Origin of the sequence: Solibacillus sp. FSL H8-0523 (assembly GCF_038051985.1) — a bacterium.
In the GTDB taxonomy this organism is placed as follows: domain Bacteria; phylum Bacillota; class Bacilli; order Bacillales_A; family Planococcaceae; genus Solibacillus.
On sequence record NZ_CP150291.1, the window covers coordinates 2,278,820 to 2,293,441 of the forward strand.

The following is a 14,622-nucleotide window of genomic DNA, read 5'->3' on the forward strand; positions in this document are numbered from 1 at the left end:
TAATTTTGGATAATTCTAAATTTACAGGCTTCGATAAAGTTAAGTACATTATTTTATGGTTGTAGAGAGTGCCGTGTTTGCTGGAATCGGCATAGCCCACTAAAATTATGGAACCTCCTTTTGAGCTGTTATGACAACATAACCGTGCCCTTCGCGATAAGAAGGAGCGAGCAGCACACAATTTGTGTGAATTTAGGTGGTACCGCGGAAACTTCAAGCGTTTTCGTCCTTTAACGAAGGATGAAAATGCTTTTTATTATGGCATTAAATACTATTGGAGGAATTATCATGCAAAAAATTATATTTATCGGCGCCGGCTCTATTGCGGAAGCTCTTATCCATGGCTGGGTAGAGCAGGACGTCATTGATGCAAAACAGGTGTATGTTTCAAACCGTTCCAATCAAGAACGTTTAGATGAACTGACGAATAAATACGGAGTGAACCAATTAAAAGATTATAAGGCCTTACAAGGTGCCGATTTAATCATTTTAGCAATGAAGCCCAAAGATGCACGGGTGGCAATGGATGCGATTCGCCCTTACGTAGAAGAAGATACGTCGGTACTCTCCGTATTAGCGGGCATTAGCATGCAGACAATTGAAGATCATTTAGGCAATCGACCAATTGCCCGTGTCATGCCGAATACTTCCGCAACGATTGGCATGTCTGCTTCAGGAATTGCCTTTAATCCACTTGTATCCGCTGTACAGCGCGGGCTTTATATACAAATGCTTGAGGCTGTTGGGATTGTCATTGAAGTGGAGGAAGATAAACTTCATGCCGTTACTGCACTTTCAGGAAGTGGCCCGGCCTATTTATACTATTTAGTCGAAGCTTTTGAACGTGTTGGGACTGAGTTTGGCTTATCGAAGGAAATTGTCCGTAAATTAATGGTACAAACAATTGCAGGTTCAGCGGAAATGTTGAAATCCGTGAAGGAGGAACCGGAAGTACTGCGCAAAAAAGTGACGAGTCCAGGTGGCACTACGGAAGCTGGGATCAATGCGCTTGAAGCGATGGCTTTTAACGAGGCGATTGCTAGTTGTATACGCAGTGCAGAAAACCGTTCCCGTGAATTAGCGAAAGGTGAGTAAGAAAAGGCTTCGTTCAAACTTGAACGAAGCCTTTCACTTATAATACCCCTGCACGAATCCGTTTGACGATGCTATACGTTGTGTAAATCGCGATTGGTCCTAGTATTGCTGCGAAAATCAGCCACATCGTTAAGCCGTCCGTTGCTTTTAAAAGCTCTAAATTTGTACGAATATAGATGACAACGCCGAATAATAATATGTAACTCATAACATTTGGAAAAATGACTAGTAGCCGAAGTAATTTTGGTGTAATTGTTGGTTGTTGCATCATTCATCCCCCTTTTACTCATTATAACGCATTTTTTCTCAATATTACTATAATTTTGTTGAATCACCATAATTCGGGTATGAAAAAGTTCAATAAACAGAATGGATACTTTTTAATAGGATCCGTTCTGCTACGTTCCGGGGAAGCTTTCCGCGGGCACGGCTCCAACTAATTTTTTGCGCCTTTTACGGCGGCACAAAAAATGGATTTTCCGCGCGTGCTGTTCCCGCTGGAGTCCCCCCTCCACTTTGCGTCACTCTACTTTGGCATAAAATTTGCTTATATATAAAAACGTCATACTTTTCCATAATCCACCGCCTCGCAACAGCGCAAACGGCATTAAAGTCTGTATTGCCAACAATCAAAAAAGTAAAATTTTATAAAAAAACAACCCCATATTTCGGTGATAAGCCATATAAAAACCGGCATCTCCAATGTGGAAATGCCGGTACAATACTTATTTCAATTTATAACGCCCTGTAATTTCTTGTAGCTCTGAAGATACTCCGAATAATGTATCTACTGAGCTATTGAGCTGTGTCATTTCATTTACTTGCTCCGTAGTAAAATTCGCTACGTTTTCAACGCGACCGGTCGTTTGTTTTGATAATAAGGCCACATCATCAAACGAAGCCGCGATTTCTTCGGTACTTGCCGCCATCTCTTCTGACGAGCTTGATAAAATATCCACTTGATCGGCAATTTGTTTTACACCTTCAACGATTCCTTCGAACGAAGCGTGTGCTTGGTCGGCAATTTTACGCCCATCTTCTAGCACGCTTGCTGTCGTTGAAATCGCTGAAACGATATGCTCCGTTTCGTGTTGTACGCTAGTTACCACGTTGGCAATGCGGTCTGCTGCTATTTTCGATTCTTCTGCAAGCTTACGAACCTCATCTGCTACGACTGCGAACCCCTTACCTGATTCACCGGCACGTGCAGCTTCAATCGACGCGTTAAGCGCTAGTAGGTTTGTTTGATCAGAAATGCCTGTAATGACGTTTGTAAATTCACCAATCTTATCTGATAAATTGGCTAAATGCTGTGTACGATCTACTGAAATTTTTGTTTCTTCATGTAAATGTGCCAGTTCTTTCATTAATTCATTCATAATATCTGAGCCTGATTGTGCGTTGTTTTCGGTATTATTGGCATGTGTTGAAATTTCCATAATGGATTCGGTTACTTCCTGAATGCCGCGCGCTAACTCATCCATCGCAAGCGAGCTTTCTTCAATATTACGTAACTGAACTTTTGAATCATTTGAAACCCCCACTGTTTCACATTGAATTTCAAGCGATGCCATCGATGTTGCCGATGAAAAGCCTTGAATCTGTGTCGATGTACCATGAATTGTTTCTGAACGCTCTTTTAATTCCAGCATAATTTTTTGGAAGTTATCCATCACTGCATTTGATGCTGCAACGAGCTGGCCGATTTCGTCACGAGATTGCAACTCAATACGTTTTGTTAAATCCGCTTCCCCGTTACTAATATCATCTAACGAATCACGGACGCTTTTAATACGACGAATTTGGCGTGTAATCGTAAAGTCTGTAATCCCCATTACAATGGCTACTGCTATAATTGCCGCAATAATTGTCGCAATTAAAATGGCCGTTAACACTTTATTTGAAATCGTAATCGCTAAAATATGACCATCCGATAAAGGCACAAGGTAGTTCATTGCCTTCTCGCCATTAAAACTTGTTGCCAGTTGTGTCATATCCGTTCCATTGAAATTCGCTACATCAAAATTGACCTCTGACGCTTCCGTTTGCGCTAACACTTCGCCGTCTTTGGTAATAACTGATGCATACAGAACGGTGTCATTTAAATGTGTTTTTAATTCATTCATGTAAAAATCTTTCCCGATTTGTGCCTCTAAATCTAATAAACGTTGGCCGTTACGTGCGACTTGAATAATTTTTGGATTTGCTGAATTCCAAGAGCCTGTCCCAACAAACTTATAAAATTTTCCGTCTACGTCACGAATTTGCGCGAGTTGTGTAATCGCATCGCTTGGATTTTTTAACAATTGCATATATTCATACGCTTGACCATTTGGATCAGAGCCAAAGTTGAAATCAACACTTGGCGCAATGGACGTTAACGTTGTATTCCCTTGTCCATCGGTGCTCCAAATTTCATCCATACCGCCGCGCTTGGCTAATTCTTTTAAATCCTCATGCGTACCACCATTTTCAACAATCCATGAGATGAGTGTTGACTGTGCAATCATTTCCGTTTCCATAATTTCTTCTGTGACTTGGCGCGAAAGTATAGAACCCTCTAAACCTAACTTAACCGATTCTACTAATGCTTCACCCTGATTATGGATACTATCTTCGGTTGTTTTGTATATATACATCGCAAAACCACCGATTAACAGCACGACTCCGATTAGTATAGGAACCATCATTTTCCATTTCATTGACTTAAACTTAATCATATTCGATTTCCCCTATAAAGTTTATTTTTTCTATAATTTTACTTTATTTCGAATTATGTTTTAAGTACTTTTCAAGTAAAATGTTAAATACTTTCTAATACATGGGATATTTGTCACAAAAAATTCAGTTTAAAGAGGTAGTTTTAAATGACTTTTGATTATAAAAATTGCAAATTCATCATGCATACATTCAAAATTTATTGCAAATTATTAATATTTCAGTGGAAAATAATAAAAAAACAGACTGGCATATCACAGCCTACAAAATATAAGCGTGCTTGAGAAAAATCTCACAGCACGCTTGCATATTTTTATTGCAGCGGCATAAAAGCCACTTGCCAAATGCCTTGTTCATTTAAAATCATTTGGAAGCCATGCTCCTGCTCGCCATCCGAGAAGGCGATGTAGCCACTTACTTCATCAGTTTGGATAAATTCCCCTTCAAGTAAATGCGGCGAAATTTGAATAGCTTGCTCCCTTGCCGCCAATTCCTCAAACGCTGGTCTTACTCGTAAATGCTCCTCCTCTGACCAAACAATGTGGTTTTCAAGTGTCGTCAACAGCTTATACTCGCTTTGTTTGTCATTTATAAAGCTTGCGTACATGTAAATCCGCGCAATCGTGATCGGTGTTTCATCGCGCAAAAGCTCGAGATCATTTGATGTTTTGAATGCTTCGTATAAGTCGCGTTCAGCAGATGTCCACATATTCTTTGCTACCGCTCCTGCTTCATAGCCGAGCACCTTGCCTTTTATACGCGTGCGTGAAATGACTTCAATAGCTCCGCGCATCCAATTATCCGGGACGACTGCCAGTTCATTTTCCTGCAAAACGACCTCAGGCAGCTCATAATAAAAAATGGATTTTGCTGCATCTTCATTTGCGAGGTGATTACCCATTTTTTCTTTATACACTTCAAAAACGGTTTCCCCTCCGATTTTGGCAAAGCCTGAATCCTCATGAAACGGGATTTCCTCAATGATGACCGTGCCGTTTTGAATAGCAAACCGCTCCCCTGGTAAGCCGAGTACGCGGCTCATGACCGTTTGCCCTTGGTCGTTTTCATAGAGAATCACATCTTTACGCTCCAGTTTCGCTAGCTGCTCGTCAACAACGACCGGATAAGCGGAATAATCATGACGTCCACGGTCCATCGTGTCCGACAAATACGTCATAGTCGACTCAGTATCCGAAGTGAACGAAACATAAGGAATGCTATGTGTGGATTGTTCGCCATATCCTTCAAGACGTTCTAATTTTCCATTCTTATATTCCACGACAACCCGATTCGCTAGCTCATTTGAAAACTGAACCCAGTACAGCCAGCCGTCGTCTAAATCAACAAGCTGCGCCTTCTTCTCGCCAACAAAAACTTGCTTGACGTTGTGCTTTATCATGATGCCCGCCGTTAAATAAGGGGCATTATTCGTTGCTTGCCATAAATAAGGCGTTTCAATCGGGAGATCTATTTTGTGAACTTGCTGATACTTTTTATCCTTAAATTGAACATATTCAGTCTTAATCATTTCCTTGTTATTCGATAGCTGGTACACAATAAGCGCATCTTGCTTTTCGACTACATTCAATTTTTGATACAGGATTTCCACATCCTGCCCTGCCGCCTGCTCGTTAAGATAAGCGAGTAGTGATGCTTCAGTTGCGGTAGTGGGTGAATCGCTAGGACTTGTCGTAAGCACAATAAAAATAACCGCAAGCACTGTAAAACAGCACGCAATGATCGGTATGTTTAGCGAGCGCTTCTTTTTTTGAAGCCGCGCTAAAACGGCCTGCTCATTTTTTTCCGTAAAGCGCTGTTGCTCACTTAAAACGTTTTGCAACTGTTCTTTTATTTTAGTCATCTAGCTTCACCTCACCTTGAAAATCTTTAAGCTTTGGCCTTAAGAGCGTTCGCCCACGCCTTAAACGTGTTTTTACCGTGTTTTCTGAAACATCCAGTAGCTCCGCAATTTCACGGCTCGTATATTCCTCATAATAATAAAGCGCGATCACTTCGCGGTATTTGAGCGGCAGCTGGAGTACTGCATCCGCAATTTGGTTTTTAGCGAGGCGTTCCAACGTTTCCTGTTCTATGGATGGCTGCGTTTTGTTAGCAGTTTGCCACATTTGCCGTAAAATTTTCAGACGCCCACTTACACTGCGCAAATGATCATGACTTTTATTAATTGTCATTTTTGCTAAATATGTTTTGATGCTAGCACGCTCTTCAAATTGCTCCTGCGTTTCAAAAAACTTCACAAACACATCCTGCACAATTTCCTCTGCAGTGCTCCAGCTTTTTACGTAAATATACGACAGCTTCACTAAATAATCTCCGTGGGCTCGCATCAGTTGCTTGAGCTCATATGTATCCATTGCCACGCCTCCCTTCAAGAACCTTTGCCCAATAGACGGATGAGGAATGAGAATAGTTTCAATTTTTTTAAAACGACCCATCATTTTTGTGAAAAATAAAAACCCGCGACTAATTCGCGAGTTTTCCATTAAATTTCATTTAAAGTATGCTGACGCCATTCAAATTCACTGTGGTCATTTGCTAAATACACACTTGAGAAGATCTGGGCGGCCTCGTCTAGGAAAGGGATTAAATCCTTTGCTAGAAAGCGCGCGCTAATGTGATTTAAGATTAGATTTTTAGCATTCGCTTGTTTGGCAACTTGTGCAGCTTCTGTATTCGTCGCATGGCCATATTGTGCTGCGAGCTCAATTGTTCCGTGATCAAATGTTGCCTCGTGCACCACAATATCCGCATGTTGCGCAAGGACAACCGCATTTTCACAAAACTTCGTATCCCCCAAAATCGTGACGACGAAGCCTGGTTGCGGTGGATTTGTGACGTCTTTACTCGACACTACTGTACCGTCTTCTAATGTCACATTATGACCTGCCTTTAATTGCCCTAGCAGCGGCCCCTTAGGAACACCTAGTTGCTGGGCTTTTTCAATTAATAATTCCCCAGGCAATGGCTTTTGCTCAATGCGATACCCAAAGCACTCAATAACATGCTGCAGTGGCATTGCACGTACGATAAACTGTGCGTCTTCAAAAACAATTCCTTCTTGCACCTCGACAAAATCAATCGGATACGTGACATGTGTTTTAGATAATTTTAACGTCATGTCAATCCACTGCTCTAAGCCTTTTGGTCCGTAAATTGTTAATGTGTCCTCGCCACCTAAAAAGGAACGCGAGCTTAAAAAGCCAGGTAATCCTAGAATATGATCCCCGTGCAGGTGCGTAATAAAAATTTTATCAATTTTACGTGGCTTTATTGTGGTGTGTAAAATTTGATGCTGCGTTGCCTCACCGCAGTCAAATAACCAAATCGAGCCTCGTTCCTCTAATAGCTTTAATGCAAGCGCACTTGTATTACGATCTTTTGAAGGCATCCCTGCGCCTGTTCCTAAAAAATGTAGTTGCATCGTATCCTCCAGTTTATATCAATTACGCCTCGGCGTAATTGCGTCCAGATTTTTTCGAGTTGGGGCCACATGATGTGGGTCAGTCCGCCGTTGTCACAGGACGTGACGCATTTAGGCTGACTTCCTCTTTTAAACTCCTTTAAAAATCTGTGACTTCCGCCGGGGCTTAACTTAATTCAGTGGGGATTCAAATCCCCACTGAATTAAGTTAATTTGCCTCATGAATGAAGCGTTTCTACTACTCATTATAAGTGGCGATACAAAAAAAAGCTAATACTGGCATAGTATTAGCTCGGATTGTTAAGCAAAATTTTGTTCGTACCACGTTTTAGCTTTTTGAACTTCATTCATTGTTAATTGATGCCCGTTTTGTTCCCATTCAAGCGTTACGATTGCGCCTTGTTGTGACAGCATCGCCTGTAAATCCGTTGCTTCTTGTGGTGAACACATCGGATCATTGCTACCCGCTGCGATAAATACCTTTGTATCTTGCTGTGGAATTTGTGCATCACGATTAGGAACCATTGGATGATGTAAAATTGCACCTTTTAATGCGTCATTATAGTCATATAACAAGTTCGCCGCAATGTTGGCTCCATTTGAATACCCAATCGCAATAATGTTATCCCGACTAAAATTGTATTCCGTTGCCGCATCGTCTAGAAATTCGTAAAGCTCTTTCGTTCGTGCTGCTAAATCTTCTATATCAAAGACACCATCTGCGACACGACGGAAAAAGCGTGGCATACCGTTCTCTAACACATTCCCGCGGACACTTAAAACCGAAGCCTCTGGGTCTACAATTTCAGCTAATGCAAGTAGGCTATTTTCATCGCCACCTGTGCCGTGTAATAGTAAAAATACCGGCTTTTTGTCGTTCCCTTGTTTAAATAGATGTTGCATCTAAGTCACTCCAATCTCGTTCACCTAAGAAACGGCGTGTAATGATACGTTTCTTAGGTGTCATTGTTAATTCAATTACTCATACTCTTTTTCAATCGTCTTTGTTGAACGAACCGTATCAATTGGGCGTACAACACTTTCGATATAGTCACGTTTTGGCTCTAAAAACGGAGGTAATGATAAAATTTCTCCGACTGTATCGTACGGCTCATCTCCCAAGAAACCAGGACCATCTGTTGCCCATTCGAATAAAATCCCTGGTGCTACGCGGGCATATAGTGACTCGAAGAAGAAGCGGTCCACATAACCTGACGTACCAAAGCCAAAGCTCTCCATACGCTCAATCCATTCGTGTAATACGGCAGTATCCTCCACGCGGAAGGCAGCGTGATGAACTGTACCAAAGCCTTGGCGACCCGGTGCTAGTTCTGTGTTATGTTCAACAATGACAGAAGCACCGTTTCCACCTTCCCCCACTTCGAATAAGTGTAAGTTCCCTTCTGCTGCGACTTCACGCATGACCATTACTTTTTCTAACATTTCTTTAAAATAATCGAATCGAGCAATGCGAATGTGTACCGGTCCTAAGCCTGTGATTGCAAACTCTAGTGGAATCGGCCCTTTTTGCCAAGGCGTGCCTGATGCAATGCCTTCGTTGTTTTCATCCGAAATCAGCATATATTGTTGATCATCAAAGTCTACAAATGACAAGGTTTGCTTTCCAAATAATGTTTGAATACCTTCATGCTCAACATGCAAACGATCAAAACGTTTCACCCAGTAGTCTAGTGCTTCATCTGTTGGAACTCGGAAAGCCGTTTTGTGAATTTCATCTGTTCCGTGAACGCCCTTTTGAATGCCTGGGAAATCAAAGAAGGTCATGTCTGTACCGGCAGAGCCTTTATCGTCTGCGAAAAATAAATGATACGTTTGAATGTCATCTTGGTTTACTGTTTTTTTCACGAGACGCATCCCTAATACATACGTGAAAAACTCGTAATTTTTTTCGGCACTGCTTGTAATTGCTGTTACGTGGTGAATTCCTTTAATGTGGTTCATAATTGTTTCCTCCATTTTTTCTCGATTTCGAGATATTAGTGTAAAAAAATTTATAAGGTCGCTGCGTGATGCCCGACTCGTTTTAAAAGCTCCGTTAACGTTTGAATCTCTTGTTCAGACAAAACATCAAAGATTTCTGCAATTTTTTGTTCATGTGCTGGGAAAATTTCTTCAATTTGTTGTTTGCCTAAATCGGATAATGCTGCATAGGTGACTCGGCGATCACTCGCACATGATTTACGCGATACAAAGCCCTTCTGCTCCAGCTTATCGACGACATACGTAATACTACTACTTGCGATTAAAACTTTTTTTCCGATCATCTGAATCGGTTGCTCGCCCTTATGATAGAGCAACTCTAACACGGCAAATTCCGTTAAATTTAAATTACTTGTTAACACTTGCTTGCGCGTGGCCTCTTGAGCTGCATTTGTGGCTCGGTGTAATACAGTAAATGCCTTTAGTTCCGCTTCATAGCTACTCATATGCATCCCACTTTCAAATTATTTCGATTTCATTTATCTTTAATTCGAGATAAATATATCATGGATTTTTTCGCATGTCAACAATTGAAGTAGAATCCATTAACAAGAACAAAAGCGCTAAAGCGCCCGTTTAGCTGCGACAAGCGTTGGAGGAAGGCTCCTAGCGTGCTTGCCACGCGTAGAGACTTTCGAAACGCCTCGAGCAGCTGGCGCTTTAGCCTAGACGTAGATGAAAACTTTATGAAAAGTTATCCACACTGCGATAATCTATAATTTCCTTAACAAAAAAACACTCCATCCAAATTCATTGTTGGATGAAGTGTTCCCGTTATTCGCAAATTAAAACTTGGCGTTCAAATGCGCCTTTTTTAACAATCGCTTGATCGATAATGTTTAGATTTGCATTGGCAATTTCATTATTCATTGACTCAATTGTGACAATGACAACGCGCTTCGCGATGCGTCGTGCGTTTGAGATGATACTTTGCTGTAATTCTTTTGAGATATGTGTAAATAAATTGTACGGCATATCAATAATCGCGACATCATAGCCCTCGTTTGCCTCTTCAATTGGCCCGATTTCCACGTTTGGCTCATATCCGAAATGACGTAAATTAATGCACGAGCCCCATACGACACGCTTATTCATATCCCGTCCTTCAATGGGAATACCCATGCTCATTGCTTCAACGAGCACCGTCCCAATTCCGCAGCAAGGATCAATGACTTTCAAGCCTTTTGGAAATGGTACGGCAATGTTAACAATGGCACGTGCGTCACGTGTACTTAGTGCTGTTGAATACATTTCCGGCTTTTTCATATGCGTTAACCACACCGATTCACCGTGAACGAGCTCCCCTAAATAATAGACGCCCTCATAAAACACCAGACCAAGAACTACGTCTGGCTTTGCTAAATCTGGTTCCGCGTCAATGGCCATGCCGATTGTACGCATCAAATCGTTGCGTAGCTTTCGGTCAAGCTTAGGCTCAACGGCGTCATCACTATTATTTAAACAATGAATTTTAAACGTTTTATCGCCAAGCTGTAGCCCTTTTGCAAAAGCTACTAAGTCTTCAATCGTTTCACCTTGTGCCCAAATGTCTAAGCGCTCACGCATAAATGGACTGCGGCTTGGTTCGATTTTTTGCTCACTAATTAATACATTGCCTGCCACGTCGAAGTTAAAAAATGTGCGCATCTCTAAACGTGAAAGCTCGTATTCATCTTTTTTCCAAGTAAAGCTGTATAAATGCTTCATCTTATGCGTTTACAGCTTCTAATAACTGCGCGACAAAGTTATAAAGTAATTCACATACGGCTTCAATAGACATGTCTTCACTAAAACCTTCAATGCAATCAACTGCGACGTTTAATTCCCATAAGCCTTCTTGGCCAGAGAATGCCGCGCTACTGCTACCTAAAGCTGATTTCACATTAGCTTTTAAATACTTACGAATCGTTTCGCTATGTTTTTTTTGTAAGCGTAAACCAAATAAAGCCGTGTACAGATTAAACGCATCGTCAAATTCTAATGCAACTGCGTCAATTTTAATATCAAGGAATTGTGTAGATTCTGCATAGATGAACTCCCCTTGATTTTCTTTTAAATACGAGATTGGCGTCGCTGCAAATGCTAGGCCTTCTGCTGTAATTGTATCTTCTGTTTCTTTACTGCAGCGTTCTAAAACTTCTAATTGTAACTTTACCATGTTTTCGATTCCTTTCAGGTTGTGAAACGTGTTTTTACATTTACGTTCTTATCCACTCTAAATTTATCTTATTAAGTATACACGACAATTCATTTTGGTGCATTAGAAAGACAAATGGTAAAACAGATTTTTCCACAAGTACTTATTTCCCTATTTTTTGAAATCCGCTTTTCTAGCAATAAGTAATTTTTACTAATAATGGTAGCTTGTTCTATTAAATTAATTTATAATATTTTCATATTATCTAAATGGAGTGTGAGATTTTGATGCCTAGTAACAATAAATATTCAGATTATTTCACTACTGCCGACAATTCTGATATTAAATCCAACGAACGCTTTAAAGAAAAGCTTGATTTTTTAGCGTTAACACGAGAACGACGAGAATCTGTCAGTATTTTAAAAGATATTTATTTAGAAAACCGAGATTATATTTTAAACAGTTTTTATGATCGTCTTTTACAAACCGAAAAATTTAATACAATTATTAATACCCATTCAACGGTTGAACGCTTAAAAGTGACATTCGATAAGCATTTCCTGAGTTTGTTCAATGACGAACTCGATATTGATTATGTTTTCAAACGTCGTCAAATTGCTTATACCCATGCGCGAATTGGCGTCTTACCGAACTGGATGATTGCAGCATATACACTCATCAATCAATTAATTCGACCTGCGATTGTGAAAAAGCTGTACAAAAAGCAAAGCCAAATGACGGAAGTCTTGCTTGCGTACGAAAGCTTAGTAACGATTGATCAGCAAATTATCGTAGAAACGTATATTGAGATTCAAGCAAACTCAGTGGTAACAGGGCTTGGCGATATTATTTCCTATAATACAAAGCTTGAGTCCATTAAAGAACTTGTACAATTTCAGCGCAATCAAAGTAAGGAAATTTTAGAAACCGAACAAGAGATGCAACAATTAAATGTCAGCATTGATCAAATCGTTTCAACTGTTAATGATGTCAATGAGCAAACGAGTTCACAAATCGCTAAAATGTCTGAGCATTTATCGAAGCTTCAACAAGTTTCGGAAATTTTACAAAACGCTGATGAGGGACAACATGCCATTACACTTGAAATTGAGCAGCTTGTTAAACGCGTTAACAATGTTACGCGTCTTGCGGAAACAATTAAAGCATTCGCAGAGCAAACGAATCTATTAGCGCTAAGTGCATCCATTGAAGCAGCGCGGGCAGGTGATGCTGGGCAAGGCTTCTCGATTGTGGCCGCCGATGTACGTCGCCTTTCAGAAGATATTAAACAGTCGATTTCCATTATTAATTCGGATATTCAGCAACTGTTAAACATTACATTAAATATCCGTTCATTAACGACAAATTTATCAGAAGACTTACATAAAGGTGTTGGCAATACGGTTCATATTTTTGAAACTTTGCGTCATTTAAACGAGTCTTTCCTTATTCAAGGCGAGCGTCTTAATGAAATCGTAAAAAACACAAAATCACAAGCTGTGGCTGCTACTACCATTACCGAAAGCACGCGCAATGTTACGAAGAATATGGAACTGAGTCAAACAATCGTTCACGAAACAGGCTTAGCAATTTACCAGTTAAGTAAAATGATTGACCATTTCCGAACGAATACGATTGCGCATAATGCAATAATTAGTCAAGAAGACATTATCGAGCTCGCGATTACCGATCATCTACTATGGCGCTGGCGTATCTATAACCTAATGCTTGGTTTTGAAAAAATGACGGTTGATGAAGTCGAATCACCAAAGCAATCGCGTCTTGGCGAATGGTACTACGGTAAAGGAGGCTATTTACTTGGAAACGAACGCGCTTATAAGGAATTAGAGCAGCCATTCATTCACATTCATGACACTGCTAAAAAAGCGGTAGCCGCCTTCCATAACGGTGAAAAAGACTTAGCTAAAAACTATTTAGAGGACATTACTGTGAATTCGCAAATCGTTATTAATAAGCTTCGCGAATTGCAAACCATCTTGGCGAGTAAAAAGCCCGCGATTTTAAAATAGCAAAAAGAGAGATGCTACACTTACGAGTTCTCGTTTGAATCACAAATTATAAAATTACACAAAAACAGCTTCCTAAATCGGTTGATTTGGTAAGCTGTTTTTTACGGGTCCAAACTTTTATTTGGGAACGTTATTTTGTATAGGGATTAATTTTTTGTAATGTGTAAAGGAATCATTACCACAATTTTTCCGTTTTGCTACAGTACGGGTACAGTACGTTGAAATGAGTTGGTTTGAAGCTCTAGTCCGTTGTACTGCGTTACGGGGCAGGCTTTCCGGGCGGCGTGGCTCCAACTAAATGTTTCATGCCTCTTCCGGTGGCATGGAACATTGGATTTTCCGCGCACGCTTAATCGCCAAGGAGTCCGCCCCTTCACTCCGCCCAACTCTTTTCGTTGAAGCAATTTTATTAGTAGCTCTTCTTTCACTTCGCGCCACTCTCTCATAAATTTGATTAATTCGCAAATGACATCAATCGATCAAGTAAGGGTCTATTAGAAAAAAATCCAACATTATGGTGTCGAACCTAATTTATGTAAATCATACCACAATTGAATCCCCAGCATCTTCGTATGTTAAAGATTCCAATAAAGTTACCAAACCTGCGTTTGGGTTTCACCTTGACGTTATAACGCGCATAAGTCTGCAGGAATCCTTTAACCAGAATGAGATTTTTCATAAAACACGATTGTTATATTGTCGTTTATTTTCTTTGTTTCACCTGTTTTTTTATAACCTAACTTTTCATAGAGGTAACAAAGACCTTCTTCTTGCATTATGGTGTCCAACTCCCATAATTTCGCGTCATCGTATATCTGTTCTATCTCCGCAAAGACTTTTTGGGCTATGCCCTTTCCTTGATGTTCTGGCAATATAAATATAGGACTGACACGATAAGATTTATTGTCCATCTTTACAACTCTAATGCCACCAATTGTATCTTCATAATAATTGATTAAATAATAGTCTGTAAAAGGTTGGTTAAATCGAGCAATAATTCGTTCTAAGGATTCGTTGGCAGGGTTTGTATCATAATCTTGATATTTTTCTAATAATGGCATGAATGCTTTGACTTGCATTTCATGAATCGTCACTGCATCATCTATGTTTGCTTTATATAATGAAACGCCCATAAAATAGCAACCTCCTTTTTTTCCATATCCCAGGTTGGACTTGTTATTTATTTTACTTTTGAATAC

At 40.2% G+C, this 14,622-nt stretch carries 13 protein-coding genes; 2 read left to right on the top strand and 11 right to left on the bottom strand.

The genetic code is table 11. From position 1 onward, the window contains the following. The first annotated feature begins 258 nt into the window (after positions 1-258). Positions 259-1,095 (top strand): pyrroline-5-carboxylate reductase, encoded by an 837-nt coding sequence (proC, locus tag NSQ62_RS11270; protein ID WP_341323926.1) that lies wholly within the window; start codon positions 259-261, stop codon positions 1,093-1,095. A 37-nt stretch (positions 1,096-1,132) separates the two neighbouring features. Here proC and NSQ62_RS11275 read toward each other — a convergent pair whose 3' ends face one another. The 10 genes from NSQ62_RS11275 to NSQ62_RS11320 all read right to left on the bottom strand — a co-directional run bounded on the left by NSQ62_RS11275 (position 1,133) and on the right by NSQ62_RS11320 (position 11,414). Beyond that, positions 1,133-1,366, bottom strand: coding sequence for an acyl-phosphate glycerol 3-phosphate acyltransferase (locus tag NSQ62_RS11275; RefSeq protein ID WP_341320240.1), 234 nt, complete (start codon positions 1,364-1,366; stop codon positions 1,133-1,135). Positions 1,367-1,820: 454 nt separating this feature from the next. Next, positions 1,821-3,815 (bottom strand): HAMP domain-containing methyl-accepting chemotaxis protein, encoded by a 1,995-nt coding sequence (locus NSQ62_RS11280; RefSeq protein WP_341320241.1) that lies wholly within the window; start codon positions 3,813-3,815, stop codon positions 1,821-1,823. A gap of 311 nt (positions 3,816-4,126) precedes the next feature. After that, entirely contained in the window at positions 4,127-5,674 is a 1,548-nt protein-coding gene (locus tag NSQ62_RS11285) for a hypothetical protein (protein ID WP_341320242.1), read from the bottom strand. Beyond that, positions 5,667-6,188: a sigma-70 family RNA polymerase sigma factor gene (locus tag NSQ62_RS11290; protein WP_341320243.1), complete on the bottom strand. Its 522-nt coding sequence runs from the start codon at positions 6,186-6,188 to the stop codon at positions 5,667-5,669. Before NSQ62_RS11290 ends, NSQ62_RS11285 begins: the two co-directional genes overlap by 8 nt. A gap of 128 nt (positions 6,189-6,316) precedes the next feature. Next, on the bottom strand, positions 6,317-7,255 hold the full coding sequence (gene rnz, locus NSQ62_RS11295) for a ribonuclease Z (protein ID WP_341320244.1): 939 nt from the start codon (positions 7,253-7,255) through the stop codon (positions 6,317-6,319). Between the two features lie 300 nt (positions 7,256-7,555). Continuing rightward, positions 7,556-8,158, bottom strand: coding sequence for an alpha/beta hydrolase (locus NSQ62_RS11300; protein ID WP_341320245.1), 603 nt, complete (start codon positions 8,156-8,158; stop codon positions 7,556-7,558). Positions 8,159-8,233: 75 nt separating this feature from the next. Beyond that, positions 8,234-9,217, bottom strand: coding sequence for a ring-cleaving dioxygenase (locus tag NSQ62_RS11305; RefSeq protein WP_341320246.1), 984 nt, complete (start codon positions 9,215-9,217; stop codon positions 8,234-8,236). A 50-nt stretch (positions 9,218-9,267) separates the two neighbouring features. Further along, the gene (locus NSQ62_RS11310; protein WP_341320247.1) at positions 9,268-9,702 is read right to left on the bottom strand and encodes a MarR family transcriptional regulator; all 435 of its coding nucleotides are present in this window, start codon (positions 9,700-9,702) and stop codon (positions 9,268-9,270) included. 328 nt (positions 9,703-10,030) lie between these two features. Continuing rightward, entirely contained in the window at positions 10,031-10,963 is a 933-nt protein-coding gene (locus NSQ62_RS11315) for an RNA methyltransferase (protein ID WP_341320248.1), read from the bottom strand. A gap of 1 nt (position 10,964) precedes the next feature. After that, the gene (locus tag NSQ62_RS11320; protein WP_341320249.1) at positions 10,965-11,414 is read right to left on the bottom strand and encodes a protoporphyrinogen oxidase; all 450 of its coding nucleotides are present in this window, start codon (positions 11,412-11,414) and stop codon (positions 10,965-10,967) included. A 266-nt stretch (positions 11,415-11,680) separates the two neighbouring features. On the opposite strand from NSQ62_RS11320, the gene NSQ62_RS11325 reads away from it, so the two are divergent. Beyond that, a complete protein-coding gene (locus tag NSQ62_RS11325) occupies positions 11,681-13,423 on the top strand; it encodes a protoglobin domain-containing protein (RefSeq protein ID WP_341323927.1) in 1,743 nt (580 codons plus the stop codon). 656 nt (positions 13,424-14,079) lie between these two features. Here the strand turns inward: NSQ62_RS11325 and NSQ62_RS11330 are convergent. Continuing rightward, positions 14,080-14,556: a GNAT family N-acetyltransferase gene (locus NSQ62_RS11330; RefSeq protein ID WP_341320250.1), complete on the bottom strand. Its 477-nt coding sequence runs from the start codon at positions 14,554-14,556 to the stop codon at positions 14,080-14,082. Between the last annotated feature and the right edge of the window lie 66 nt (positions 14,557-14,622).

Excerpts from the sequence above, each read along its gene's own strand:
- NSQ62_RS11275 (WP_341320240.1), bottom strand. The coding sequence starts at position 1,366 with ATGATGCAACAACCAACAATTACACCAAAATTACTTCGGCTACTAGTC.
- NSQ62_RS11325 (WP_341323927.1), top strand. The coding sequence starts at position 11,681 with ATGCCTAGTAACAATAAATATTCAGATTATTTCACTACTGCCGACAAT.
- NSQ62_RS11290 (WP_341320243.1), bottom strand. The coding sequence starts at position 6,188 with ATGGATACATATGAGCTCAAGCAACTGATGCGAGCCCACGGAGATTAT.
- NSQ62_RS11280 (WP_341320241.1), bottom strand. The coding sequence starts at position 3,815 with ATGATTAAGTTTAAGTCAATGAAATGGAAAATGATGGTTCCTATACTA.
- NSQ62_RS11330 (WP_341320250.1), bottom strand. The coding sequence starts at position 14,556 with ATGGGCGTTTCATTATATAAAGCAAACATAGATGATGCAGTGACGATT.
- proC (WP_341323926.1), top strand. The coding sequence starts at position 259 with ATGGCATTAAATACTATTGGAGGAATTATCATGCAAAAAATTATATTT.
- NSQ62_RS11320 (WP_341320249.1), bottom strand. The coding sequence starts at position 11,414 with ATGGTAAAGTTACAATTAGAAGTTTTAGAACGCTGCAGTAAAGAAACA.
- NSQ62_RS11285 (WP_341320242.1), bottom strand. The coding sequence starts at position 5,674 with ATGACTAAAATAAAAGAACAGTTGCAAAACGTTTTAAGTGAGCAACAG.
- rnz (WP_341320244.1), bottom strand. The coding sequence starts at position 7,255 with ATGCAACTACATTTTTTAGGAACAGGCGCAGGGATGCCTTCAAAAGAT.
- NSQ62_RS11305 (WP_341320246.1), bottom strand. The coding sequence starts at position 9,217 with ATGAACCACATTAAAGGAATTCACCACGTAACAGCAATTACAAGCAGT.
- NSQ62_RS11310 (WP_341320247.1), bottom strand. The coding sequence starts at position 9,702 with ATGAGTAGCTATGAAGCGGAACTAAAGGCATTTACTGTATTACACCGA.
- NSQ62_RS11300 (WP_341320245.1), bottom strand. The coding sequence starts at position 8,158 with ATGCAACATCTATTTAAACAAGGGAACGACAAAAAGCCGGTATTTTTA.
- NSQ62_RS11315 (WP_341320248.1), bottom strand. The coding sequence starts at position 10,963 with ATGAAGCATTTATACAGCTTTACTTGGAAAAAAGATGAATACGAGCTT.